The organism is Crassaminicella thermophila (assembly GCF_008152325.1).
GTDB classification, from domain to species: Bacteria; Bacillota; Clostridia; order Peptostreptococcales; family Thermotaleaceae; genus Crassaminicella_A; species Crassaminicella_A thermophila.
In genome coordinates this window covers 1654972-1681037 of the sequence record NZ_CP042243.1, presented here as the reverse complement: position 1 = coordinate 1681037, position 26066 = coordinate 1654972, and the positions used below count along the sequence as shown (strand labels likewise).

The following is a 26066-nucleotide window of genomic DNA, read 5'->3' as shown; positions in this document are numbered from 1 at the left end:
GGGCATGAAAAAATATGTATATGCATTTCATGAAGGGAATAAGGAAATGAAATCTTTATTAGGGGGCAAGGGTGCAAATTTAGCAGAAATGACTAAAATTGGGTTACCTGTTCCGCCGGGATTTACTATTACAACAGAAGCTTGTAATAAATATTATGAAGATGGGAAAAAAATTGCTGAAACTGTAGTGAATCAAATTTTTGAGCATTTGTATATTTTAGAAGAAAAGATTCACAAAAAGTTTGGAGATACGAAAAATCCATTATTAGTATCAGTAAGATCAGGTGCGGTTATTTCTATGCCAGGAATGATGGATACAATTTTAAATTTAGGATTAAATGATCAATCTGTAATGGGGCTAGCATTAGTAACTAGAAATGAAAGATTTGCTTATGATAGTTATAGAAGATTTATTCAAATGTTTAGTGATGTAGTTTTAAGTATTCCAAAGTATAAATTTGACCATATTTTAGAAAAAGAAAAAGAAACGAATAAAATTGAACTAGATACTGATTTAACAGTAAATAACCTAAAAAGTATTATTAAAGCGTATAAAAATCTTGTTAAAAAAGAAACAAGAAAAGATTTTCCACAAGAGCCAAAAGAGCAATTATTAATGGCAGTTCGAGCTGTGTTTGATTCATGGAATAATTCTAGAGCTATTGTTTATAGACAACTTAATGATATCCCAAGCCACTTAGGAACAGCAGTAAATGTGCAATCTATGGTTTTTGGAAACATGGGAGAAACATCTGGAACAGGGGTAGCATTTACAAGAAATCCAGCTACTGGAGAGAAAAAATTGTTTGGTGAATTCTTAATGAACGCACAAGGAGAAGATGTTGTAGCAGGCATTAGAACTCCTAAACCTATTGCTCAGTTAAAAAATACTATGGCTAAAGTATATGAACAATTTGTGAATGTGGCTAACCTATTAGAAAATCATTATAAAGATATGCAAGATATTGAGTTTACAATAGAAAAAGGAAATTTATATCTTTTACAAACAAGAACTGGAAAAAGAACAGCATCTGCAGCTATTAATATAGCTGTTGATATGGTAAAAGAAGGAATTATTGATAAAGAAACAGCAATAATGAGAGTAGAACCAACTCAATTAGATCAGTTGCTACATCCTACATTTGAAGAGGCAGCAATTAAAGTAGCAGAAAAAATTACACAAGGCTTACCTGCTTCACCAGGTGCAGCAACAGGTAGAATATATTTTAGTGCGAATGATGTAGTAAAAGCAGCTAGTGAAGGAGAAAAAGCTATATTAGTAAGATTAGAAACTTCTCCTGAAGATATTGAAGGAATGGTTGCAGCACAAGGAATTCTTACAGCAAGAGGAGGTATGACTTCTCACGCTGCAGTTGTTGCAAGAGGAATGGGAAAGTGCTGTGTAGCAGGATGTGGAGAAATAAAAGTTGATGAAATAAATAAAGTTTTTAAAATAGATAATAAAATCTTTAAAGAAGGAGATTATATTTCTTTAGATGGAAATACAGGTAGTGTCTATGCTGGAAGTATTCCAACAAAAGAGCCTGAATTAACAGGTAACTTTGGAAAATTAATGAATTGGGCAGATGAGATTAGAACACTAAAGATTAGAGCAAATGCAGATACACCAAAAGATGCATATACTGCTGTAAAGTTTGGAGCAGAAGGAATTGGTCTTTGTAGAACGGAGCATATGTTTTTTGATGAAGAAAGAATTCCTGTTGTAAGGCAAATGATTATAGCGAAAAGTTTAGAAGAAAGAATGACTGCACTAGATAAATTACTACCATTTCAAAAGAAAGATTTTATAGGAATATTTGAAGCAATGGGAGAAAGACCTGTAACTGTGAGACTACTAGATCCACCTTTACATGAATTTTTACCACATAATGATGAAGATATTAAGACATTATCAGAACAAATAGGTGTAGAATATAAGGTTTTAAAAGATACAGTTGAAGAATTAAAAGAATTTAATCCAATGCTTGGGCATAGAGGATGTAGATTAGCAATTACTTATCCAGAAATATATAAAATGCAAGTAAAAGCTATTATAATGGCTGCAATCGAAGTGAAGAAAGAGAAAAATATAGATATTAAACCAGAAATTATGGTGCCGCTTATTGGACATGAAAAAGAGTTAAAGATTTTAAAAGAACTTATTACAAATACTGCAAATGAAATTATAAATGAGAGTGAAATAAAAATTGAATATAAAATTGGTACAATGATAGAAGTACCAAGAGCAGCATTAACGGCTGATGCTATAGCAAGACATGCAGAATTCTTTTCTTTTGGAACAAATGACTTGACACAAATGACCTATGCTTTTTCAAGGGATGATGCTGGAAAATTTATTGGTGAATACAGGAAGAAAGAAATATTCGAAAAAGATCCTTTCCAAAGATTAGATCAAATAGGGGTTGGGAAATTAATGGAAATTGCTGTTGATTTAGGAAAAAAATCAAGACCGGATATTAAGTTAGGAATTTGTGGGGAGCATGGAGGAGACCCAGAATCAATTAATTTCTGCCACAAAATTGGTTTGAATTATGTTTCTTGTTCTCCATATAGAGTACCTATAGCAAGATTAGCAGCAGCACGTTGTGCTATACAAAATAAATAAAAAGGTGTGGATATTCCACGCCTTTTTTTATATTCGAATAGAGGAATAAAATAAATGGTGTGGTATATATAATTATTAAATAGCTTATTTTATAAAAAGAGGGGTATAAAATGGTATTTAGAGAAATAACTGAGAAAAATGAAGTAGAAAGACTTTCACCTTATGCTGCAAAGTCAATTCAAACAAAAGGAAGAGAAGTACATGAAGAAAAATGTGCGATTCGAACAGAATATCAAAGAGATAGAGATAGAATTTTGCATTCTAAAGCCTTCAGAAGACTCAAGCATAAAACACAGGTGTTTCTTTTTCCAGAAGGAGATCATTATAGAACGAGACTTACACATACTTTAGAAGTTTCACAGATTTCTCGAACCATAGCTAGAAGCCTGCTACTAAATGAGGATTTAACAGAAGCTATTGCTCTAGGTCATGATCTTGGGCATACCCCATTTGGACATAGTGGAGAAAAGATACTAAATAAAATCCATGCAAATGGTTTTAAGCATAATGAGCAAAGCTTAAGAGTGGTAAAATATCTTGAAAAAGGTAAAGTTGGAATTGGATTAAATTTAACATTTGAAGTAAGAGATGGTATTGTTAATCATACGGGAAGAAATAAACCGTCTACCTTAGAGGGACAAATTGTAAAACTTAGTGATAGAATTGCATATATTAATCATGATATTGATGATGCAATAAGAGCAAACATTTTGAGTTATAATGATTTACCAAAAGATTGTTTAAAAATATTAGGGAACACATATAGTGAAAGAATTAATACAATGGTTACAGATGTGATAAAAAATAGCTATGAAAAAAAAGAGATTCAAATGAGCGAAGAAAAAAGTTTTTTTACAAATAAATTAAGAAAATTCATGTTTGAAAATGTATATGTAAACAAAAAGGCTAAAAAGGAAGAAGAAAAGGCACAATATATAATAGAACAACTTTATTATTTTTTTATAAAAAATAAAGAAAAAATACCTTATGAGATGATGAAAATAGAAGAATTCGGCTTAGAAGAAGTTGTAAAGGATTATATAGCAGGGATGACTGATAGATATCTAATTAATAAATATCTAGAAATTTATGTACCACATGTATGGAAATGATAGTTCTGAAAATTATGTATTTTAGTTTTGTGATAATTAAAGGAGGATTAAAGGTTCTTATGTCGAATATTGTGTTTCATGGGTAAAAAAGGTGGTATATAAATGACAATATATGTAGATGGTGATGCTTGTTCTGTAAAAGGATTAATTGTTGATCATGCATCAAAATATAATATCAAAGTTGTGATTGTAGTAAGTATATGTCATATACCAAAACAAGAGTCGGGGATTAAATATATAGTTGTAGATAATATAAGTCAAGCAGTAGATATGGCTATAATAAATATGGCTAAAAAAAATGATATTGTTGTATCTGATGATTATGGACTAGCATCCGTGTTGTTAATGAAAAAAGTTTTTTGTTTATCTAATCGAGGACTTATTTATACTTTAGACAATATAGATAACCTTATGTTTAGAAGATATATGAACATGAAAATAAGAAGAAAAGGAGGTAAGATTAAGGGGTTTTCTAAACATAGCAAAAAGGATGAGATTCAATTTGTGAAGAGTTTGAACAAAGTAATTAAGCAGTCCCTATATAATTCTAATATATAGTTTATGATTAAATTTTACACAAAGGAGGAAATTTAATAAATATGGAGAAACAATAATAAAAGATTGTATAGGTGAGTGATATGAGTATTCATTTTAACGAAGAATTAATTGAGAAAATAAAGACACAAAATGATATTGTAGATATCATTTCAAAATATGTGCAATTAAAAAAAAGTGGGCACAATTATAAGGGGTTATGCCCTTTTCACAATGAAAAGACTCCTTCTTTTATGGTATCAAATGAGAAGCAATTGTATCATTGTTTTGGATGTGGAGAATCAGGAGACGTAATCAATTTTGTAATGAAGATTGAAAATTTAGATTTTATTGATGCTGTTCGTTTGATGGCTGAGTGGGTTGGAATAAATTATGATGAAATTTCTACGTCCAAGCAGGAAAATGAAGAAATATATCGAAAAAATAAATTATATGGAATAAATAGGGAAGCAGCTTTGTTTTATTATAGAAATTTGTTAAAAAAAGAAAATAATGGTCTAAAGTATCTGTTGAAAAGAGGATTAACTATCCAGACTATAAAGAAATTTGGATTAGGATATGCTAAAGATCATTGGGAAAGCTTAAATAGTTATCTATTAAGTAAAGGATATGATCAAAAGCTAATATATAGAGCAGGCCTAGTCTCAGAACGAAAAAACAAGGACGGGTATTATGATAGATTTAGGAATAGAGTTATGTTTCCTATAATAAATACTACAGGGAAGGTTATTGGTTTTGGAGGAAGGATCATAGGAGATAATAATCCGAAGTATATAAACTCTCCTGAAACTCCTATTTTTAATAAAGGAAATAATTTATTTGGGTTAAATCTTGCAAAAAATGAAGTAAGCAATAAAAAGCAAATAATTGTGGTAGAAGGTTATATGGATGTAATTTCACTTTATCAAAATGGTATAAAAAATGTTACAGCATCATTAGGAACAGCTCTTACAAAGAATCAAGCAAATTTGTTAAAAAGGTATGCTGATGAAATTGTTATTGCATATGATTCAGATACAGCAGGACAAGCAGCTACATTAAGGGGTCTTGATATTTTAAGAGAAGCAGGATGTCAAGTGAAGGTTGTATGCTTATCAGAAGGAAAAGATCCGGATGAGTTTGTTATAAAAAAAGGAAAAGATGCTTTTCTAAAAGAAGTAGATAATGCATTGTCTTTAATTGATTATAAAATTATGTTATCAAAAAAAGAAAATGACTTAAAAACGATTGAAGGCAGAGTTAAATTTGTAAAGTCTATTACGAAAATATTAAAAGAGTTAAAAAGTCCTGTAGAAGTAGATGCTTATATAAAAAAAATTGCATCAGAATCACAAATTTCCATTGAAGCTATAAAGTCGGAAATTTATGGAAATAATATGTATAATAAAAGAAATATTGAAAAAAAGTCTATACTTAATACGAGTAAGTATAGAAGTAAACATGATAGGTATACTAATAAATATAACATACAACCTTTAAAACCAACTGAAAAAATTGGGTATTTGGAAGCAGAAAGATGTTTATTAAAATTAATTATAACAAATAAGGAAATTTTCAATAAAATAAAAACAACTATTACTTATAAAGATTTTATAGATAAAACAAATAGTAAAATAGCAAAATTTGTTTACGAGTTATATGAAGAAAATGATTTTGTTGATATAAAAGAACTTTTAAATCAATTGAGTATAGATGAAATTTCAATATTACACAAAATTAAGCATAGTATTGTGCCTAGAGAAAATATTGACAAGGCTCTAATTGATTATATAAATAGTATGCAAAAGCATAAATTAATGAAAATGAAAATAGATATAGAAGATGAATTAGAAAAATTGGAAAAATTAGAAAATAAAACTGAAGAGCAGATAGTGAGGATAAGAGAGTTATGTATAAATTACGAGAAGTTACTAAAAGAACTAAAAAAAATGTAACACTTCTAGAAAGGAGGGGAGTTTAAATGAGCAAGAAAAGTCAAAATAAAAAAGTCCAGTCGGTAAAGAACCTTATTGAAAAAGGTAAAAAAAGAGGTATGTTAACGTACAATGAGATTATGGATACCTTAGAAGAGATAGATCTAGATAAGGAGCAGATTGAGGAAGTTTATGATAATTTAGCTGCAATGGGAATCGATATTGTAGGTGAAAAAGAAGAACCTATTGAAGATATACCAGAAACTGAAGAGGTTATAGATTTAGATCTTTCAATCCCAAAAGGGATTAATATAGATGATCCAGTTAGAATGTATCTTAAGGAAATTGGAAAAGTACCATTACTTTCAGCTACAGAAGAGATAGAATTAGCGAAAAGAATGGAAAATGGAGACGAAGAAGCTAAGAGACGATTATGTGAGGCAAATTTAAGACTTGTTGTAAGTATTGCAAAGAGATATGTTGGAAGAGGCATGTTGTTTTTAGACTTAATTCAAGAAGGGAATCTAGGTCTAATTAAAGCTGTTGAAAAATTTGATTGGCGAAAAGGATATAAGTTTAGTACTTATGCTACCTGGTGGATAAGGCAAGCAATTACAAGAGCTATAGCAGATCAGGCAAGAACTATAAGAATTCCAGTGCATATGGTAGAAACAATTAATAAGTTAATAAGGGTATCGAGACAATTGCTTCAAGAATTAGGACGAGAACCTAAGCCTGATGAGATTGCAAAAGAGATGGATCTTCCTGAAGAGAAAGTAAGAGATATATTAAAAATTGCTCAAGAACCAGTATCTTTAGAGACCCCTATTGGAGAAGAGGAAGATAGTCATCTTGGAGATTTTATTCCAGATGAGGATGCACCAGCACCTGCTGAAGCTGCTGCTTTTTCAATGCTTAAAGAACAGTTAGTTGAAGTTTTAGATACATTAACACCAAGAGAGCAAAAGGTACTTAGATTAAGATTTGGTTTAGATGATGGTAGGGCAAGGACACTGGAAGAAGTTGGAAAGAAATTTGATGTAACTAGAGAAAGAATAAGACAGATAGAAGCGAAAGCTTTAAGAAAGCTTAGACATCCTAGTAGAAGTAAAAAATTAAAAGATTATTTAGAATAAAGATTCGCATGTATGCGAATCTTTATAATTGCAGAAAAAAATATAATATTTACCATCTTTGTTTCTTGTTTCCATATTGTATTTTTCTTTCCTTTTCTTCTTTTGTTTCTTTTTCATCTAATTGGTCTTGTAAATAGTTCATTATTTGGGTAGCTTCTTCTTCCCACTGAGAAGTGGTGCCACCCCATTTAAAATGAACTAATTTTTCAATAGGAGTATTATGGCTGTTGTTTTTAATTTTTTTTTCATTCATAAAAATACCTCCTTAATTTTAGTTTTGTATGAATGAAAAAAAATATGTAGTAAACTTTTGGTTATCTTATTTTAAAAAGGAGATAATGATAAATACGATAAAGCCATACTACATAGTATTAAGTAGATTTACTAAACTAAATATAGAGGAGGGATTTTATTATGAAATTAACCCCGAGATTATTAATGATTGCAAACTTAGTGAAAAATGGATCTATTGTGGCTGATGTTGGAACTGACCATGGGTATATTCCTGTTTATTTAATAAAAAATAACTTAGCTAAAAAGGTAATTGCTACAGATGTAAATAAAGGACCTATTGAGACTGCGCAAAAAAACATAAAAGCATATGCATTAGAAGCATATATTGAAACAAGATTAGGAAATGGGCTTGAACCAATTAAACCTTATGAAGTGGATACAGTTATTATAGCAGGAATGGGAGGACTACTTATTCGTGATATATTAGCGGAGCATTTAGATGTAACAAAATCTGTTAATAGATTTATTTTGCAGCCTATGGTAGCACAAGATGAATTAAGGAAATGGTTAGTGTTTAATAATTTTAAAATTATAGATGAAAGATTAGTTTGCGAAGACCATAGAATTTATGAGATAATAGTTGTAGAACATGGAAAACAAAAGATTGATGATGATATCTATTTTGAAGTAGGTGAAAAACTAATAGAAAATAAAGATCCTTTATTAGAATCTTTTATAAATAAACATATAAAGAAACAAAAGGATATTATGAATAATTTAATGGGGCAAGAAACAGAAAGAGCGGTACGTAAGCTTGAAGAATGTAAAGAGAAGATAAAAAAATTAGAAGAGGTGTTGAAATGGGTGAAAAATTAAGTAGAGTGATAAATATTATAGAAACTATAGCACCTCCATATTTAGCTGAAAACTGGGATAATGTAGGGTTTCAAATAGGTGATTACAATAAAAATGTTAATCGTATACTGGTATGTTTAGAAGTAACGCAAAAAGTTATTGATGAAGCTATAACTAAAAATATAGATATGATTATTTGTCACCATCCATTAATATTTAAAGCAATTAAAAATGTTAGAACAAATAATGAAATTGGAAATATGATTTATAGATTAATAAAGCATGATATTGTTCTTTATTGTGTCCATACCAATTTAGATATTGTATATGGGGGTACAAATGATGTTTTAGCTGAACTATTAAATATAGTAGATACACAACCTTTAATAAAAATTGATAAAGAAAAATATTATAAGCTTGTTGTCTATGTACCAAAATCTCATGTAGAAGATGTAAGAGATGCTATATGTAGTGCTGAAGCAGGGCATATAGGGAATTATAGTTATTGTACATTTCAAACGGAAGGGATCGGTACTTTTAAACCTTTAGAAGGAACAAATCCTTTCATTGGCAGTAAAGGAAAAATAGAAAAAGTATCAGAATATAAGCTAGAAACAATTGTTGCAAAAGAAAAATTAAACAACGCTATAAAGAAAATGTTAGAGGCTCATCCTTATGAAGAAGTAGCATATGATATTATTCCTTTATATAATCAAACAGATAAGCATGGTTTAGGAAGAGTAGGAAAATTAATGAAACCTATGACATTGTCTGTATTTTGCGAAGAGATAAAGTCAAAACTTAAAATGAAGTCTATTAGATTTGTAGGAGATATAAATAAAAAAATACAAAAAATTGGTTTATGTACTGGCAGTGGTGCAGAGTTTATTTATGATGCGTATAAAAAAGGATGTGATTGTTATATTACAGGAGATGTAAAATACCATGATGCTCAATATGCTATTGGGTTAGGGATTGCAGTGATTGATGCAGGCCATTTTGAAACAGAAAATTTAGTGTGTGAACCATTATTGAATAATCTGAAAAAAATGATTAAGGAAAACAATTATGATCTAGAAGTGTTTTTAGGATCTAATATAAATCCTTTTCAATTACTATAAGAATAGGTTTAACCTATTCTTTTTTTGATATTAAATTCTAATAAAATGAAGGTGGGATATTATGGATCAAGTATATTATTTATGTAAACTCCAAGAAGCTGAAAGTGCATTAGAAAAATATGAAAAAATATTAAAAGATATTATTAAATCAAAAGAAATTGGTGATAAAATTCAAGAACATAAAAAAATAAAAAACATATATGAAACAAAAATCAGGGAAATTCAAGACAAAAAATATGAATTAAGAAAACTTGAAAAGGAAAATCAAGATATTGAGTATAAGAGAAAGTCAGTAAAAGATAAGTTATATAGTGGAAGAATTAACGAAGCAAAGCAATTAGAACTGCTTTTAAATGAACAAGAAGAAATAGAAAAAGAAATGGGGGTAATAGATACAGATATTCTTGTAATGATGGAGGAAGTAGAAAAGATGGAGGAAGAAATTAAACAGATATACATGAAAATGTGTAAGATGGGTAGTATGATAAAAAAAATGCTAATGGACAGAAAAATAAGAAAGAGTGATATGGAAAAAAGAATTAAAGAAAAAATTTTAGAGAAAGAAGAAATATTAAAAAAAATAAACAAAAAGAACATACAAATATATATGGACATAAAATCTAAGAAAAGAAAACCTGTTGCATTTATTCAATCAGATATCTGTACAGGTTGTCATATGGATGTACCTATTATGATGATTACAAAATTAAGAAAACAAGAGATTATAACTTGTACGAATTGTGGAAGGATTCTATATTGTAAAAGTGAGGGGTAATGAAAAGAGTATTTTACAATAATTGGATTTTGACAAAAAAACTATTTTATGATAACATATATCTTGTCGTTAAAATTAAATATTTCGAGTAAGTCAGATAGTCGCGGATCGTGATTACACGAACGAGGAAAGTCCGAGCTCCATAGGGCAAGGGTGCTGGGTAATACCCAGTGGAGGCGACTCTAAGGAAAGTGCAACAGAAATAAACCGCCAATTTATTTGGTAAGGATGGAAAGGTGAGGTAAGAGCTCACCAGCAACTAGGCGACTAGTTGGCTATGTAAACCCCACCCGGAGCAAGACCAAGTAGGGACTATATAGCGGCGGCCCGTCGTGTCCCGTGGTAGGTCGCTTGAGTTTACTGGCAACAGTAGACCTAGATAGATGGCTATCAAATACAGAACTCGGCTTATAGACTTGCTCGTATATTTATCATGGAAACTCAATGCTTTAAGGCATTGGGTTTTCTTTTTATTTTCGTTTCTTTTTTTAAAGAGATTGCATACAGTACTTTTAGCTACTTTTGCAACATGTCTGCTTAATATATTTGATGCTGTTATTGAACTTACATTCATATATATATTAATTATTTCATCTTCTAAACGTTTTGATTTTTTGCCTTTATGAGATAAAAAATCATAGGTTTCTGCAAATGTTTTATGATTACAATTTGGATTATTACAAAACATTTTTCTGTTATTAATAATTATTACAACTTTTTTCCCTTGCAGGGGTAAATCTTGAAAACTTCTCTCATATCTAGAATGAACTTTTGAAGTTGGGGTATTACAGTAAGTACAAATTACTTCAAGTCGATTAGATTCTACCCAAATTTTAATAGTATCATCAGTTATTTCATGTTTAATGTATTCTAATTTCTCATCTAATAATTTTATTAAGGTATTCATTTTAATAATCTCTTTTCTTTAGGATATAATTATTAAATTATATTCTACTTATAAAATGAAATCAACTAACAATGGAAAGAACCATTCTTATCGTATCACTTATATCATATGTTTACTTTAAACTATAAACTTGAACTTATTCAATATACTCTATCTATAGATAAATATAATTTTAGAGGAAAGCAAGGTCTACATAGACCTTGCTCTTGTACATGTGAAAGAGTTACTGTAGATGGTATATAAAACGTTGTAATATTATGTAAAAATATATCTAATTAAAGAGGAATTTTTATGAAAGTATAGAACTTTATGTTTATTAGCAAATAATGGACTTTAAAATTATAGTCAAATAAGATTTTATATAATCAATAGGGGGAAGTAGAATTGCAGAGAGATTTTCGTTATTTAAGAGATAAGTATGGAGAAGCAGGGGCTAGAGATATCTTTGAGTCTATCTGTGTAGAATTATATCAGCATAAATATCAGGATGCTCATTCTATTAAGGTTTCTAGAGGTGATGGTGGGATAGACATTTACATAGGCAACTTCGAAGAGACAATTGAAGTGTATCAGTGTAAATACTTTTTAGATGGGATTGGAGATAGTCAAAAATCTCAAATTAGGGAGTCGTTTAAAACTGCGGTTAATTCAGACCAATATAAAGTTAATAACTGGTATCTATGTATACCAAATATATTAACTATTGATGAAACTAAGTGGTGGTGGAATTGGAAAACAAAAATGGAGACTGAATATAGGGTTAAAATTATTTTAAGAGATGGAAGTTATTTATTAAGTGAATTGAAAAAGCATAATTTATATAGTTATAACTTTGACGATGAGTTAAGTATATTATTAGAACAAATAAGAGAATATTTAGGGGAAACTAAGAAGTATTATGAAGAAGAAATATATGAACTAGATGACATAGACGAAATTGATTATACAGATTGTATGTTTATAAAAAAACTGGAGTCAGCGAAAATACATGAACATGATAATTGCCAGAGAGAGTTCTTTAATGCAGAGATAGTAAAAGCTTCTATTGAAAGTAAAGATAATAAAGATGATATTAAGATGTTCAGAAATTTAGGCAAAAAAATTCATAGTGTTTGGAATACTCAATATATTAGATATACAGATACAGAAAGTGGCATAAATCTATTAGCTAATGTATATGAAAGAATAGAGGACCTTGATAGTACCACTTTAAAAGCTAGAGAGGATATTTCTTTGTTAGCTAAGAAAGGTATTTTACATCAACTAGCCAATGATTGTAAAGTTGGATGGGTTAAAAACTATATTGAGCGATTAGAGGAATATATTAAGGAGAAGGAGTAGGTTATGGAAAGAGATAATAGAACTATAGTTAGTAATTTAGTCATGGACTCTATTAGAGTATTAATTGTTATATCTAAATTTAAGTATAGAAAAACATTTAAGTTAACTATAGATAAAATAATGCTTTATGATTTCATTATGAAGTTTCCAAATACTATATTAGAGAACAATAATATAGAAACCCTTCAAGATATTGATTTCTTTGAATATTATTCATATTATCATTGGAAGCCTAACCAAAGTGAATATCTGAAAATATTAAACTATCTAATTTCGAAAAGATTAATAGTAAGACGATTAGAAGAAAATAAATTTTTTTATCTATCCACAAGTGAAGGTAAAGATTTAATTAATTTACTAGAGTCAAGTTATAAACATAAGTTAGACAAAGTTGCAACGATTATAAAGGAGGAAATTTCTAAATTAAGTGATACAACAATTGAAAATAAAATAATGGAGAAGGTAAGTATACAAAATAGATTTAGAGGGTGATAATTATGGGAAGTAAAATGAGAATATTAAAACTAACATTGGTTGGAACAAGAAAAGATTATGAGGTTGTTTTTAATAAAGGTCTAAATTATATATCAGGACCGACTTCTACAGGTAAGACAACCATTTTAGAGATGATAAACTATGCTTTAGGAAGTAAAAAACATAAAGATTATATAGAAATAGGACAGAGTTGCACCTGCGTAGAATTAGAAATACTAATAGAAAATAAGAGATATAAAATTCAACGACAACTATTCGATTTTAATAAAAAAGTGAAAGTTTACCAGTGGGATGATATAAAAGCTGATTATTCAAAGGAGTTTACTCTACTAGAGGTTGATGGACCGAGTAATCCCAAATCTTTATCTGCTTTTCTGTTAGACAGAATAAATTTGTCTAATATTAAGATTGTAAACCAAGACTTTAGTTTCAGAGATTTATTTAAGTATTCATATTTAAAACAGATAGAAATAGATAATGAAAACATAATGGGAGAGAAAATATGGTATTATGACATAAAAAGAAAACCTACTTTTGAGATTATTTTTAATATCTATGATGAACTATTACAAGATTTAAAAGCTAGCCTTAAATTGAAGAAGGAAGAACTCATGGAGCTTGAGATAAAGTTAAGAGGTATTAGAGAATTTTTAGAGAGTGTAGAAATTGTAGATTTGGTATCTTTTATAGAGGAAAAAGGTAAATTAGAAAATGAGAGAGAAGATAAAATCCAAGAACTATGTAATATAAAGCAAGAAAATGATACTTATGATAAGGAAAACACGCTGAAATTACAAAATAAAATATTAAATCTCAAAAATGAAATAGCAAAAATTGAAAAGAACATTTTTGAACAAAATCAATACTTAAAAAAGTTGATGTTATTGAGAAATCAATATAATACAGAAATAGAAAGGTTAGAGTATATTGTTGAAGGACATTATATGTTAAACAAATATGAATACTCAAGCTGTCCTTCCTGCTTACAACCTATAGACATGAAAAAAAATGGATGTGTTCTTTGTGGTAGCGAAGATATACACCTTTCAGGGGAAGAAATTTTAGCATTTAAACACGAGAAAAGGAAATTATCAAAAAAATTAGGGAAGTTATTAAATTATATTGAAGAAGAAAATAATAATCTCAACGATATAGAACAACAAAAGAGTAAAATGATAGAAAAACTATCGGAATATGAAATGGAGCTTATCCACTTACATAAAGGATATGTAAATCCACTGATTGAAAAAGTAGAACAATTAAATTACGAAATAGGAGCTTTAAGCAAAGAAATTTTCCAACTTGAGAAGAATTATAGACTAATAGAAAAACTCAATAGCTTAAAAATAGAATATAGTGATAAGAATGAAACGATAAAAGCTATAAACAATAAAATAAAAGATATGGAGGACAATAAAAAAGATAAAAATGAAGTTATAAACGAACTGTCCGAGCTATTTAGTAATATACTCAGTGAATTTAAATTTCCTAAATTAAGCAATGCATATATAGATAGTCGCAAATATCTTCCTTATGTTAGAGATAGATTATACAGCGATTTAGGAAGTCTCGGTGCAGTAACATTAATTACAGTAGCATATTATCTAGCAATACTAATCTTAGGTATACAGAATGATAATAATCATTTAGGCGTACTTATGATTGACTCTCCACGAAGTAATCTAGGAGCAAGTAGCAATGATAGTGATGAACTATTTAAAGATGAAGAAATTTTCAACTCAGTAGTAAGAAGTCTTGTTAACCTTTCTGAGCAATTTGAAGAAGATATACAATTAATAATAGTTAATAATGGATATCCTGATTTCTTAAGTAAAGAATATATCATTAAAGAATTTGATGGTGATGGCACTAAAAGTGTACCTTATGGTTTAATAGACGATATAAACTTATCATAGTATTAATGAAAGAAGCCTCTATTATTTCAAAGATAGAGGTCTTCTATTTTATGGTGATAAAGGAAACTTATGGACTTACCTATTTAAATGAGTAACATTTGTATGAGTGTAAATCTTCGTGGAATTGAGGTTTTCATGCCCCAACAGTTCCTTGATTGACAATAAGTCAACTCCATTTTGATGAAGTAAACTAGCAAAAGAATGACGACATTTATGTATAGTATATCCTTTGTCCTCTAATCCTACCTTTTTTACATATCCCTTAAATAAGGTTTGGAAATTGCTAACACTCATTCTATTTCCTAAGTAAGAAATGAAAATTGCTTGATTACTTAAAGGTAATCTAGTTTGGAGATATTCCCATAAGTCGCAAGATAGATTTTCATGAAGTGGAACAATCCTTTCTTTTTCTCCTTTACCTTTACGAATAGTGATAATCTGTTTTCCAAAATCAATGTCCTCCCAATTCATTGATAAAACCTCACTACGACTTGCTCCTGTAAAGATGAACATTTTTAACAGAGCAGTATCTCTTAGTATATGATTTTCAAAACGAGCATATTTTTTAGGGGTTTGTAGCAGTAGTTTCAAATCATGTTCAGTTAAGTAAATAGGTAATTTTTGTTCTTCCTTTGGAGCATGTATAGGTAGCATAGGGTTTTTATCAATGTATTCAGTTTCTAGAAGATATTTAAAAAAGAAGAAAGTGAATGAATTTTTCTTCTTATGGTATTTGTCCTATAACCTTTTTGGATTTTTAGATACGAGATATACCTTCTTAATACAGGTGTAGCAATATTATCTAATAAAGGTTTGATATTATTTTTAAGTAGGAATGATTTCAATACTTTAAAATCTGTTTTATAACTTTTTATGGTTGAACTAGAAACATTTTCTTCTGATATCAGATTATCTAAAAACTCTTGATAGCATAAATCAATAATCACACTATTCCCCTCCTAAATTATGGTTTTAAACTAGATAGAAAACATTAAAAATAACTCTGGTTTTTGCATTTAAACATATTCAGAAGAAAAGTTTTGTGTTTTCAAGCAAAATGGCTAAAAACACTAATCTTTACTATTAAGTTATCTCAATGTTTTCATGGAAAATAGGAGTATGGGTTTCAATATATATAGAACTCGGCTTATATACTTGCTCGCATAATAAATAAAAAAACACTTCAACAAGAAGTGTTTTTTTATTGTAATTATATTATTATTCTTCACATTTTTCTGTTGCTTCAGCTTCTTCTGCACATCTGCATGGACATTTACTGTCTATTTGATCAGGGAATAATTGCGGGAAGGTAGAGCATATTGGAGCTGTTTCGGCTGAAAGTACAGGGAATCCAGTTGATAGAACACAAAGTTGAACTGGAACAACAATTTTCTTTTCACAAGTTACACATAAAGCAATAATAAGATTTACTTTTACTTCGCCAGTTTCTGGATCAATTATTATGTCTCGCATAATGCTGTTTGTAGCTAACCGTGTCTCACAATTTATATTACAAAATTCAGTAAAACGTGGAAGGAATGCAGTATTAAAAACAGATGGCATACATAGTTCAAAGAAATTTGTTAGAAGAAGTGGTGTATTAGGTCTAGCAATTGGAACATTGGCAGATAATGTTGCTCTACATTTTTTGTCACAATCATCTGTGAATAACACATCAATTTCTACAACTACATTTCCAGTAATTTCGATGTTTTGTGTACCAAATATAGGTGTGCCCTTACCTTCTTCATCACAATCTCTCGTATCTGCATATAGAATTTTTTCTGATGCAGTTCCATCAGGGCCAATTACAGTAACAGGGTTTCCTTTACCGTCTTCCACAAATTCAGCTCCGGATATAGTTGTTGTGGGTCGTACAATTAAGTTTCTTTCATCATTAATATCAGATGGATTAAAGAATTTTTTACATCTGATATCTAAAACTCTTATAATTCTTGCGCCTTTTCCTAAATCAGGTTTGAATTCTTGACCTGCAATAGTTCTTAGTCCCTGCAAGTTAAATAATGCAGCATCATAAACCTTTTGTACATATATAGGTTCAGCTTTCACCCTTCTAAGCGTTCCATCAAATTCACAGCCTGTATTAGCGGTACAACATCTATCAGGAAGGGTAAGATCTAGTTGTGGCGAATTATTATTACATGTCATGGTCGTAACCCCCTTTTTATTTTCTTTTTATAGAAAAAGCTTTTCTCACTGCTAGTATATTCATTAGAAAATTTTCTGTTACACTTCTGATAGAGATTTGTCATATATTCCTTCATTATTAAATATGATAGTAGGAAAAGGGAATTTTTTTAAAATAAGTTGTAAAGATTAATTTGTAATTGGGATGGTGAGAATATGTCCTTTGCAAATCAAAGAAACATTTTAATTCATGATCAGTTAGGAAATCTATATAATTTTAGATGGAATGATGGAAAAATTATTTTTACATATTTTGATAAGTATTTAAAAAAATTTGACGAAGATATACTTGTTGAAGATTGTACATTAGAATTTGATGCAGGAATAGATGAACAAGACCAAGTATATTTTGTATACCAAAGAGAAGATGGTAAAATGGTACTTATGTCTTGTATGAATGGTTTTTGGCATAAAAATCTTTTAGGAGGAAGTAATATATTAAAAATATTTAATTTAAATATGGTTGTACATAATCAGAAAGTACATATTATTTATTGTGTACCTGCAAATGAAAATGATATGGTCTATAGGATATATCACCATTATTATGATGAACAAGAGTGGAAAAGTATTGTGTTACAAGATATACAAAGAAAGAATCTATTAAATCCATTTCAGATTATAAAAAATGGAAATAAATTGATCATAGGATTTTATGATTTAATAAATGATCAGGAACAAATATATATAAAGGAATTTGATACAAAAAATATTCAATGGGAAGATACCATACAACTTACTTTAAGTTCATCTAATAAATTATATTTAGATATTTTTATGGAAAATTCTCAAATTATACATTTGACTTATTCAGAATATTTCGAAGGAAACCTTGTTATAAAATATGAAAAATATAAACTAGAGAATAATAAGGCAATAAAAATATTAGAAAAGATATTATCAAATCCATCGAATTGTTCTTATCCTACATTTATAAAGTGTAAAGATAAGCTTTGGAATGTGTGGACAGAATATGATCAAATTGTTAGTAGTTTTACAATAGATGATGGATTGAATTGGAATGGTCCATATTTGTGGAAAAAATCTAAAGAGGAAAATTTCTTTAGATATAAATTTATTACAAATGATGAAAATGTAAATATGAACTACCAATTTAATCATGCTTTTGGTAAAGGGTATCCAGAATTTTCTTTAATTGGATTTGGCATGCTTGAAGAGGCGGTTAAAATTCCTTTAAAAAGTATTAAAAAAAAAGAGGAGGAGTATATAGTGGAAGTTAAAGAAGCAAGTGAAAATAAAACAAATAATGAAGAAGTTTATTTAAGAGAGATTGAAAGGCTACAAGAAAATATAAAAAACTTAGAAGAAAGAGTAAGCAATATAGAAGAATATCTTAAGAGAAGAAGAAGAGGGATTTTATTTCCGATAAAAAAATAAATAAAAAAAAGTGGTTTGTATGCTGTTAGATACAAACCACTTTTTTTATTGGTGCCGAAGGTGGGACTCGAACCCACACGGAGTCGCCCCCACCGGATTTTGAGTCCGGCGCGTCTGCCAATTCCACCACTTCGGCTCGTGACAAAATTAATATTATCATAAATATGAAGAAAATGCAACTATTATTTTCAAAAAAGAGATAACAAATTTTCAAAATGGAGATTATATGATTTTGTTTAAATTGAAATTATAGGAAATTTATTGATGACAGAAAAAAATTATGGTAAACTAAGTTTATGATATAAAATGAAAAATGGTGGTGAAATTAATGGATCCAGTTACTCATGGAGTTATTGGTCTTGCAATATCTGCTTTTAGTGGAGATCCAGTAACTATTAGTAATCCTATTTCCTTAGGATGTGCTATTGGAGCTATGTCTCCAGATATTGATATTGTTGCAAAGATAAAGGGAGACTACACTTATTTAAAGCATCATCGAGGAATATCCCACTCTATACCTGTTCTTTTAGGACTTGCAGCAATTATTACAACAGGTTTATCCTTATTTTTTGCTGATCTAAATTTCTTTCAAGTATTTTTATGGACTTTTATTGGTTGTTTATCTCATACTGCATTTGATATTTTAAATTCATATGGAGCAAAGCTATTTATGCCTTTTTCAAAGAAAAAATTAATGGTAGGTATACTTATGCTATATGATCCTATTATTACAGTACTATGTTTTCTGTTAATTTTTATAAAATATAAGTCAACTATTTTTTATGTAATGATTTTGATAAGTTTCTTTTTCTACCTAGGGGTAAGATGGATGATGAAAAAATATGCAGAAGGTATTGTAAAATCACATTATAAACATGGATATAAAATCATAGACATAAATATATTGCCAGCTCTTATGGCATTTCATAAATGGGATTTTATTGTAAACACAAAGAGTCATAACCTTGTAGGACAAGTAAATATTTTCAACAAAAAGATTTTAGAAAGAAAAAAATTTAAAAAAGCAAGTGAAGAAATTGTTCAAATGTTTAAGGAAACAAAAATAGGAAAATATTTTAGAGAGTTTACACCTATTTATCATGTAATGAAATTAGAAGAGCTAGATAATATTATATTAAAATCTATTGATTTACGTTACTATTTAAGAAATAACTTTATGCATCATGCAACTGTGGTATATGATCGAGAGCAAAATATTATTGAATCATTCTTTCATCCATACAATATTCAAAAAAATATTCGTGTAGCAGAAGTTGAATAGAAAATGTTGATAGGAGAATAGAATTATACGTACCTGCAATACTTGAGATAGATAATAAAAAAAGAGGATTACAAAAAGTGACGTTATAGTGACGTCACTTTTTATTTATTACTTAAGAAAAAATAGATATAATAATATTTGATTCTAAAAATATGGAACTATATGAGAGTTTTTTTCGTCTAATGAGTAGGATATGTTCTAATAAGAAGGGAGGGAAGAATGTGAAAGAGATTGAGAAAATCTTGATTAAGAAAAGTAAGCAGGGAGATATAGAAAGTTTTGAGACTTTAATAAAAGAACATCAAAAACTGGCATTTAATATTGCTTATAGAATGCTAGGAAATATAGAAGATGCAAAAGATGCAACACAAGATGCTTTTATTAAAACGTATAAGTCATTAAATAAATTTAAAGGGGAAAGTGGTTTTTCTACATGGTTGTATAAAATCGTAACAAATACTTGTTTAGATGTATTAAGAAAAAGAAAATCACAAAAAACCTATTCTTATGATCATCAGATAGATACAGAAGATGGAAAAATACTTAGAGATTTACCAGATGAGAGAAATATCCCAGAAATAATTGTTGAAAGAAGAGAACATCAAAGAAATATTCAAGAGGCAATAAATTGCTTGTCAGAACATTATAAAACGGTGATTGTTTTAAGAGATATTAAAGGGTTTTCCTATGAACAGATTAGTAAAATATTAGATTGTTCTGAAGGAACAATAAAATCAAGAATTAGTAGGGCAAGGAAGGCATTAAAATTCGAAATAGAAAAGAATAGGGAACTTTATGATAAGAATTACGTCAAAATATAGAAAGGAGGGATAATATGAGATGCACTGAAATGGAAGAATTAATATCTCTTTATATAGATGATATGTTAGATGATCATACAAAGAAAATGATAGATAGGCATTTGAAAGAATGTCCTAAATGTAATAAAGAATATGAAGTTTTAATGACTAATATTCAAATGTGCAAAGAACTTCCCATGATTGATTTACCACAAAACTTTGAAGATGGTTTGCATGAAGCGTTAGTAAAATTGGATGAAGAAAATAAAAATTTAAATGATGAAAAAGTAGTTCCATTAACAAAAAAGAATAAAAAGATAAAATGGAAAATATTTACTTCTATTGCAGCTATATTTGTTGTATTTATTATTTCAATTTCAGCTTTCAATAGTATAGATATGGGAACAAAAGAAGAAATAAGTATGAATAAAATAAGGGGTATACCTAAAGCTTTTGAAAATGAAAGTATGATGGAACCTAGTGTTAAAACACAAGAAGTAGAAATATTTGATAGTACTCCTAAAATTAATGCAGTACAAAAAATAGAAGAGCAAAAATCAAGTGGAAGAAAAGTCATTAAAAATGCTTTTGTTTATATAGATATAGAAGATTATGATGAGAAATTTAATAATATTATAAATATGACAGAATCTATAGGAGGATATATTGAGCATTCAAATACTAAATATAAAGAATATGTTTCCCAAAAACCAGAAGAGTCTTTAAAAACAGGAAGTATAACGATACGTGTACCTAAAAAAGAATTTATGAATATTATTGAGAAAATAAAAGCATTAGGAATAGTTAAAAACTTTGGCATAAAAGGAGAAGATATTACTAAGCAGTATAAAGATGTTGTTCATGAATTGGAGAATCTTAAAATTCAAGAAAAAAGACTAAAAGAGATTATGAATAAAGCAAATAATGTGAAAGATATACTAGAAGTAGAGCGAGAACTAACGAGAGTTCGTGGACAGATTGATAGAATGACAGGAAATATTAAAGAATGGGATAATTTAGTAAGTCTTTCTAGAATTGATATATATCTTAATGAAATTGCTCCGAAGGATAAGAAGATTCAGCCAGTTAATAATAATATATTAGATAAAGGAAAAAAAGCTTTTATAAGAACGGTAAATAATATGATGAATTTTTTTGAGAAATGTTTAATTTTATTTTCAAGTATATTGCCTATAATATTATTAATAGGTTTTATAGGATTTCCTATTATATGGTATCTTATTAAAAAATCAAAAGATGTATAGATTTGAACAAGCCTATGATTAAGGCTTGTTTTTTGTAGGAGGAATTTATAAAATAGTTAAGAATATAGTAATGGTTACGTTTTTTTATTTTGGATAGCATATAAATAGGTTTTAGATGAATTTATAAGGAGAGGATTACTTTGGAAGATAAAAAAATTATTATTATAGATGGGAATAGTCTTATTAATAGAACTTTTTATGCATTGCCTCAATTAACTACAAAAGATGGAATACATACAAATGCTATTTATGGATTTGTAAATGTGTTATATAAAATTTTTGAGGATTATAAGCCAGATTATATTACTGTAGCATTTGATAAAAAGGCACCGACCTTTAGACACAAAGCCTTTGACGAATATAAGGCTGGAAGAAAAAAAATGCCTCCTGAACTGGCAGAACAGTTACCGATCTTAAAAGAAGTTTTAGATGCATATAGAATTCATAGAGTAGAGATTGATGGTTTTGAAGCAGATGATTTGATTGGAACTATTGTAAAGTTTTGTGAAAAGCAAAATATAAGACCTATTGTTATTACAGGAGATAAAGACGCACTTCAACTTGCTTCAGATAAAACGAAAGTATTAATAACTAAAAAAGGAATAAGTGAGTTAGAAGAATATGATGAAAAAGGTGTTTTTGAAAAATATGGTGTTACTCCGAAGCAATTTATTGATTTAAAAGGGCTTATGGGGGATAAATCTGATAATATTCCTGGTGTTCCTGGCATTGGTGAAAAAACTGGGACTAAATTGATAAAAGAGTTTAATAGTATAGAAAATTTATTAAGTAATATAGATAAAGTGTCTAGCATTAAATTACGTAACAAATTAGAAGAATATGCACAACAAGCTGTTTTAAGTAAGAAACTGGCAACAATTATGGTTGATGTACCTGTAGAAATGTCCTTAGAAGAATTTGAAATGAAAGAACCAGATACAGACAAATTATTAGAAATATTTAATAGATTAGAATTTCGTAAATTGATGAATAAATTACAAATAAATAATAAAGATTTAATAAAACAAAAAAATAATATAAAAACAAATGTTATTCATTCAATAGAAGAGATCAAACAATTAAAGCAGATGATAAAAAACAATAAAGAAATATATTTTAAAATATTTAGTGACGGGAAAGATGTCAGAAATGATATGATTATAGGTATACATATGCTTATAGATGATGAAAGTTATTTTATACACATACAGAATTGTAAAGAGATGGTTGATGTATTAAAGGATATTTTTGAAGATATGAACATAAAAAAATACGGGCATCAATTAAAGAAAGATATACTTGCATTAAAAAGATATAACATTTTTCTAAAGGGGATATCATTTGATTCAGCTATTGCATTATATCTAATTGAACCAACGAGAAAATCTTACGATATTTATGATATAGCCTATGAATATTTAAATGAAAATATTTTAAGGGAAGATGATATATTAGGAAAAGGAAAAAAAAGAATAAGTTTTTATGAAGTTCCTATAGAAAAATTAATAGAATACGGTTTTTGTGTATGTAGTTCAGTGAAAAATATAAAGGAAATTTTTGAACAAAAATTAAAAGAGTATGATTTAGAAAAATTGTATTATGAAGTAGAACTACCTTTAGTAGAAGTATTGGCAGACATGGAATTTCAGGGATTTATGATTGATAAAGAAAAACTCAAAAAATTAGGAGAAGTTTTAGATGAAAAAATAAATAATTTGACAAGTCAAATATTTAGTGAAGCTAAAGAAGAATTTAATATTAATTCAACGAAACAATTGGGAGAAATATTGTTTGATAAACTAGGCTTGCCACCTATAAAAAAAACTAAAACAGGTTATTCTACAAATATTGAAGTTTTACAAAAATTATATGATAAACATAATATTATTCCTAAGATTATAGAATATAGACAAATGGTAAAGTTAAAATCTACATATATTGATGGATTGATTGCTGTGATTAATCATACAACCAATAAAATTCATTCAAGCTTTAATCAAACAGTTACATCCACTGGAAGAATTAGCAGTACAGAACCTAATCTACAAAATATACCTATTAAATTAGATATTGGAAGAGAAATACGAAAAGTATTTGTACCAACAAATGAGGAATATTTATTATTAGATGCAGATTATTCACAGATAGAATTAAGGGTTTTAGCTCATATTTCTTGTGATCCCAATTTAATGGAGGCATTTCATGAAGGACTAGATATTCACACAGCAACTGCTTCAAAAGTTTTTGATGTATCAATAGATGAAGTAACAAGTATTCAGAGAAGCAGAGCAAAGGCTGTTAATTTTGGAATTATATATGGTATAAGTGATTATGGGTTATCAGAAAATCTTCATATAACGAAGAAAGAGGCTCAAAAATATATAGACGAATATTTTGATAAGTACAAAGGTGTTAAAAAATATATGGACAATGTTATTATAGAAGGCAAAGAAAAAGGATATGTTAAGACCATTTTGAATAGAAGAAGATATATTCCAGAATTGAAATCTAAAAATTATAATTTACGTTCTTTTGGTGAAAGAACGGCTATGAATACACCTATTCAAGGAAGTGCTGCAGATATTATTAAAATTGCTATGGTAAAAGTATATCAAGAGTTAACAAGTAGAAATTTAAAATCAAAATTAATTTTGCAAGTGCATGATGAGTTAATTGTTGAGGTTCATAAAGATGAGTTAGAAGAGGTAAAAGATATTGTAAAAACTGAAATGGAAAATGCATTAAAATTAGATGTCCCACTAAAAGTTGATATGAAAATTGGAAAAGACTGGTACGAGACGAAATAATGAAAGGAAGATATTGATGAAAGTTATTGGACTTACAGGGGGGATTGCTTCTGGTAAAAGTACTGCTTCAAATATATTAAAGCAATTCGGTATTCCTGTTATTGATGCAGATATTATTGCTAGAGAAATTGTAGAGCTAGGTAAGCCTGCTTTAAATGAAATTAAGAATACTTTTGGGAAAGCGGTTATTAATGAAGATGGAAGTTTAAATAGAAAATATTTAGGGAAAATTGTTTTTTCAGATAAAAAACAATTAGAAAAATTAAATGCTATAATGCATAAAAGAATAATGGAAGAAATTATAAATAGAATAGATATGTATAGAAAAAATTCTACATATCCTGTTATAATAGTAGACGCAGCTTTACTTATTGAAATGAATATGTATAAGCTTGTTGATGAAGTTTGGTTGGTTGTAGCTGATGAAAAGATACAACTAAGTCGGCTAATGGAAAGAGATAAAATTTGTATTGAGGATGCAATTGATAGAGTGAAAGCGCAGATGTCTACAGGACAAAAAAAGAAATATGCTGATGTGATTATAAACAATAATTTAGATATTGCTTATTTGAAAAATCAAATAGAAAAGCAGTTAAATAGATTAGATCCTTAAGCCTACGGAGGGAGATCTTTGATTTTAATCGATTTGAAAAAGTATAAAAAATTACTTGTGATAAGTGTTATAGTAATGATGATTGGAATAGCTCTGAATAATATAAATTGGCTACTAAAGATTATGTATCCAATATATTATCGTGAGATTATTAATACCTATGCTAATGAATATTGTTTAGATCCACATCTTGTTGCTGCTATTATAAGAACAGAAAGTAAATTTAATGCGAAAGCAAAGTCTTCAAAAAATGCACGAGGGCTTATGCAAATATCTCCTATTACTGGAAAATGGGCTTCAGAAGAATTAAGCATTGATAATTATGATGAAAAAAGCTTATTTATTCCTGAGATTAACATAAAAATAGGATGTTGGTATTTAGATAAACTAAGAGATGAATTTGATGGAAATTTATTGTTAATGCTTGCTGCATATAATGGGGGAAGTGGCAATGTAAGTAAATGGCTTCAAGATCCTAGATATAGTTTAGATGGCAAAACATTGAAAGATATTCCCTTTGCAGAAACAAAGAAATATGTTCAAAAAGTTATGAAAAGCTATAAAGTTTATAGAATTATATATAGATAACAGGATGTTACTTGTTATCTATATATTTATATAAGCAATGTAAGGATTTTATTGAATAAAGCTTCTAAGTCATTTATAATGATAGTGGCATAATAATCCTACAAATAGCAAAAATGTGA

22 protein-coding genes, 1 tRNA gene, 1 other RNA gene and 1 pseudogene are annotated in these 26066 nt (G+C 28.5%); 19 read left to right on the top strand and 6 right to left on the bottom strand.

Features of this window, described 5'->3' with window-relative positions; translation table 11 throughout:
• Window positions 1-4: 4 nt before the first annotated feature.
• From ppdK to rpoD, 5 genes are all read left to right on the top strand, one after another.
• Window positions 5-2626, top strand: a complete 2622-nt coding sequence (gene ppdK, locus FQB35_RS08140) for a pyruvate, phosphate dikinase (RefSeq protein ID WP_148809502.1) — start codon at window positions 5-7, stop codon at window positions 2624-2626.
• Between the two features lie 110 nt (window positions 2627-2736).
• Complete coding sequence (locus FQB35_RS08135) at window positions 2737-3738, top strand: deoxyguanosinetriphosphate triphosphohydrolase (RefSeq protein ID WP_148809501.1); 1002 nt, start codon at window positions 2737-2739, stop codon at window positions 3736-3738.
• A gap of 102 nt (window positions 3739-3840) precedes the next feature.
• Window positions 3841-4296: a YaiI/YqxD family protein gene (locus tag FQB35_RS08130; protein WP_148809500.1), complete on the top strand. Its 456-nt coding sequence runs from the start codon at window positions 3841-3843 to the stop codon at window positions 4294-4296.
• A gap of 80 nt (window positions 4297-4376) precedes the next feature.
• Window positions 4377-6227: a DNA primase gene (dnaG, locus tag FQB35_RS08125; RefSeq protein WP_148809499.1), complete on the top strand. Its 1851-nt coding sequence runs from the start codon at window positions 4377-4379 to the stop codon at window positions 6225-6227.
• Window positions 6228-6253: 26 nt separating this feature from the next.
• Window positions 6254-7342, top strand: coding sequence for an RNA polymerase sigma factor RpoD (gene rpoD, locus FQB35_RS08120; protein ID WP_148809498.1), 1089 nt, complete (start codon window positions 6254-6256; stop codon window positions 7340-7342).
• A gap of 49 nt (window positions 7343-7391) precedes the next feature.
• Here the strand turns inward: rpoD and FQB35_RS08115 are convergent, their stop codons facing one another.
• Entirely contained in the window at window positions 7392-7595 is a 204-nt protein-coding gene (locus FQB35_RS08115; protein WP_148809497.1) for a hypothetical protein, read from the bottom strand.
• Between the two features lie 161 nt (window positions 7596-7756).
• Here FQB35_RS08115 and FQB35_RS08110 point away from each other — a divergent pair, with 161 nt between their 5' ends.
• The 4 genes from FQB35_RS08110 (at window position 7757) to rnpB (ending at window position 10754) form a co-directional block, all read left to right on the top strand.
• Window positions 7757-8452, top strand: coding sequence for a tRNA (adenine(22)-N(1))-methyltransferase (locus FQB35_RS08110; protein WP_148809496.1), 696 nt, complete (start codon window positions 7757-7759; stop codon window positions 8450-8452).
• A complete protein-coding gene (locus FQB35_RS08105) occupies window positions 8437-9552 on the top strand; it encodes a Nif3-like dinuclear metal center hexameric protein (RefSeq protein WP_148809495.1) in 1116 nt (371 codons plus the stop codon). Before FQB35_RS08110 ends, FQB35_RS08105 begins: the two co-directional genes overlap by 16 nt.
• A gap of 61 nt (window positions 9553-9613) precedes the next feature.
• A complete protein-coding gene (locus FQB35_RS08100) occupies window positions 9614-10327 on the top strand; it encodes a zinc ribbon domain-containing protein (protein WP_148809494.1) in 714 nt (237 codons plus the stop codon).
• 85 nt (window positions 10328-10412) lie between these two features.
• Window positions 10413-10754: RNase P RNA component class A (gene rnpB, locus FQB35_RS08095), an RNA gene on the top strand.
• A 258-nt stretch (window positions 10755-11012) separates the two neighbouring features.
• Here rnpB and FQB35_RS16640 read toward each other — a convergent pair.
• Window positions 11013-11234: pseudogene (locus tag FQB35_RS16640) on the bottom strand (transposase family protein); the annotation flags it as partial.
• A gap of 384 nt (window positions 11235-11618) precedes the next feature.
• On the opposite strand from FQB35_RS16640, the gene FQB35_RS08085 reads away from it, so the two are divergent.
• Genes FQB35_RS08085 through FQB35_RS08075 form a run of 3 tightly spaced genes read left to right on the top strand, consistent with a single transcriptional unit; the run spans window position 11619 to window position 14986 of the window.
• On the top strand, window positions 11619-12575 hold the full coding sequence (locus FQB35_RS08085) for an ABC-three component system protein (RefSeq protein ID WP_148809493.1): 957 nt from the start codon (window positions 11619-11621) through the stop codon (window positions 12573-12575).
• Window positions 12576-12578: 3 nt separating this feature from the next.
• Window positions 12579-13067, top strand: coding sequence for an ABC-three component system middle component 2 (locus tag FQB35_RS08080; RefSeq protein WP_148809492.1), 489 nt, complete (start codon window positions 12579-12581; stop codon window positions 13065-13067).
• A gap of 5 nt (window positions 13068-13072) precedes the next feature.
• Window positions 13073-14986, top strand: a complete 1914-nt coding sequence (locus FQB35_RS08075) for an AAA family ATPase (RefSeq protein WP_148809491.1) — start codon at window positions 13073-13075, stop codon at window positions 14984-14986.
• A 75-nt stretch (window positions 14987-15061) separates the two neighbouring features.
• Here FQB35_RS08075 and FQB35_RS08070 read toward each other — a convergent pair whose 3' ends face one another.
• The 3 genes from FQB35_RS08070 to FQB35_RS08060 form a co-directional block, all read right to left on the bottom strand.
• Window positions 15062-15640 carry a tyrosine-type recombinase/integrase gene (locus FQB35_RS08070; RefSeq protein WP_148809490.1) on the bottom strand — a complete coding sequence of 193 codons (579 nt, stop codon included), beginning with the start codon at window positions 15638-15640 and terminating at the stop codon, window positions 15062-15064.
• Window positions 15641-15666: 26 nt separating this feature from the next.
• A complete protein-coding gene (locus FQB35_RS08065; protein WP_148809489.1) occupies window positions 15667-15933 on the bottom strand; it encodes a site-specific integrase in 267 nt (88 codons plus the stop codon).
• A 271-nt stretch (window positions 15934-16204) separates the two neighbouring features.
• Window positions 16205-17155, bottom strand: coding sequence for a hypothetical protein (locus FQB35_RS08060; RefSeq protein WP_148809488.1), 951 nt, complete (start codon window positions 17153-17155; stop codon window positions 16205-16207).
• A 195-nt stretch (window positions 17156-17350) separates the two neighbouring features.
• Here FQB35_RS08060 and FQB35_RS08055 point away from each other — a divergent pair, with 195 nt between their 5' ends.
• Window positions 17351-18592, top strand: coding sequence for a hypothetical protein (locus FQB35_RS08055; RefSeq protein ID WP_148809487.1), 1242 nt, complete (start codon window positions 17351-17353; stop codon window positions 18590-18592).
• 49 nt (window positions 18593-18641) lie between these two features.
• On the opposite strand, the gene FQB35_RS08050 is transcribed toward FQB35_RS08055, so the two are convergent.
• Window positions 18642-18728: transfer RNA gene (locus tag FQB35_RS08050), tRNA-Leu, on the bottom strand.
• A 192-nt stretch (window positions 18729-18920) separates the two neighbouring features.
• Here FQB35_RS08050 and FQB35_RS08045 point away from each other — a divergent pair.
• The 6 genes from FQB35_RS08045 (at window position 18921) to FQB35_RS08020 (ending at window position 25947) form a co-directional block, all read left to right on the top strand.
• Window positions 18921-19874 carry a metal-dependent hydrolase gene (locus FQB35_RS08045; protein ID WP_148809486.1) on the top strand — a complete coding sequence of 318 codons (954 nt, stop codon included), beginning with the start codon at window positions 18921-18923 and terminating at the stop codon, window positions 19872-19874.
• A 221-nt stretch (window positions 19875-20095) separates the two neighbouring features.
• Window positions 20096-20695, top strand: a complete 600-nt coding sequence (locus FQB35_RS08040; protein WP_148809485.1) for an RNA polymerase sigma factor — start codon at window positions 20096-20098, stop codon at window positions 20693-20695.
• Window positions 20696-20709: 14 nt separating this feature from the next.
• Window positions 20710-21939 carry a DUF4349 domain-containing protein gene (locus tag FQB35_RS08035; RefSeq protein WP_148809484.1) on the top strand — a complete coding sequence of 410 codons (1230 nt, stop codon included), beginning with the start codon at window positions 20710-20712 and terminating at the stop codon, window positions 21937-21939.
• A gap of 140 nt (window positions 21940-22079) precedes the next feature.
• Window positions 22080-24746: a DNA polymerase I gene (gene polA, locus FQB35_RS08030; protein WP_148809483.1), complete on the top strand. Its 2667-nt coding sequence runs from the start codon at window positions 22080-22082 to the stop codon at window positions 24744-24746.
• 16 nt (window positions 24747-24762) lie between these two features.
• Window positions 24763-25359, top strand: coding sequence for a dephospho-CoA kinase (gene coaE, locus FQB35_RS08025; RefSeq protein ID WP_148809482.1), 597 nt, complete (start codon window positions 24763-24765; stop codon window positions 25357-25359).
• A 75-nt stretch (window positions 25360-25434) separates the two neighbouring features.
• Window positions 25435-25947: a lytic transglycosylase domain-containing protein gene (locus tag FQB35_RS08020; RefSeq protein WP_148810800.1), complete on the top strand. Its 513-nt coding sequence runs from the start codon at window positions 25435-25437 to the stop codon at window positions 25945-25947.
• Window positions 25948-26066 lie beyond the last annotated feature (119 nt).